This is a genomic window from Desulfobulbaceae bacterium (assembly GCA_015231515.1).
Classification (GTDB): Bacteria; Desulfobacterota; Desulfobulbia; order Desulfobulbales; family VMSU01; genus JADGBM01.
The window spans coordinates 1-1,069 of sequence record JADGBM010000163.1; the positions used below are offsets into that span (position 1 = coordinate 1).

Genomic DNA, 1,069 nt, shown 5'->3' on the forward strand with positions numbered 1-1,069 from the left:
TTTTTCCAGAACGAATCTCATCTCTCCGTTTTTTTACTTCCACTAAGTGAATTTTTGTAACTTGTGGATCAATCTTTTCTTCAATACTCGCAACAAGTTTTTCTGCAAGAACCGCTTTCGACTCATTAGGGAGTATTTGGGCTTCAAATAATATTTCTTCGATTGACATTGGCATGGTATTACCTCCTTTTCATGCATTATAATCTATTAGGCATTGTTGGTACAGGATGAGGTGTAAATCTGATCTTATTTTTTACGTATATCGACAAAAATCTTGCCGCAATTATCGCCGCCGAGCCTCTACCGGTCTGGTGCAGCGCCTGCTTTTTTTCTATTTATGAGTCATTTCACGCATTATTTCATAAATTTCCCTGTTAAAAAAACCAGCCAATACGGATTAATCAAGCCTTACGCCCCGCAAAAAGGGAGATCAAGTAAATATTCATCCTGTTGGCATATTGATTGCTAAATCTAAAGTGCAAGGGGATGAAGCTTAACATCACATAAAAAACGGCAGCTCCAACGCACGTATACTTTAATGTAGAGGCTCGTCCCAATTCCACAAAGGCAGGGTTAAAAATCTTGTTCCTTTAGCTTGAACTCCACAACAGGTGGGCATGTTTTGGCAGGAACTCAAAAGAGATTTTTTCCTCTGCCTTTTTTTATGGGGTCTCCAGATTAGTGAGTTGCTACGATGCCGTGTCAGCTATTATATCACCGGGCCTAAAACCGGAAAATTGTGTTGGTGATAGTTGCTGAAGAGTAAGTTAAGTCCCTTTATGGAGTATACCGTGACCTAGCTGATTGTTGAGTCCTTCACGGAGTATACTTCACTCTTGGAGAGTCGAAGGATTGATAAGAGCAGAAATGCACATCCCGACTGAATGGTACCTTTGGGAAGTGCATTTATAATATTCAAAAACATAATTGGAAATGCCAGCATTTGCTTAGCCCTTATGAAATTGGGATCAGTCAATCACCCCCTTTTGAAGACCTGACCATAATCTACAGAAAAGTCTTTTGCCCCAACATTGCAAGGCAAAAAGACTGCTTGGCAGTATACTTAAAA

At 39.9% G+C, this 1,069-nt stretch carries 1 protein-coding gene; it reads right to left on the reverse strand.

Annotated features, from left to right (window positions below):
- The coding region (locus tag HQK80_15315) for an addiction module protein (protein ID MBF0223561.1) at nucleotides 1-169 on the reverse strand (169 nt) is incomplete at its 3' end.
- Between the last annotated feature and the right edge of the window lie 900 nt (nucleotides 170-1,069).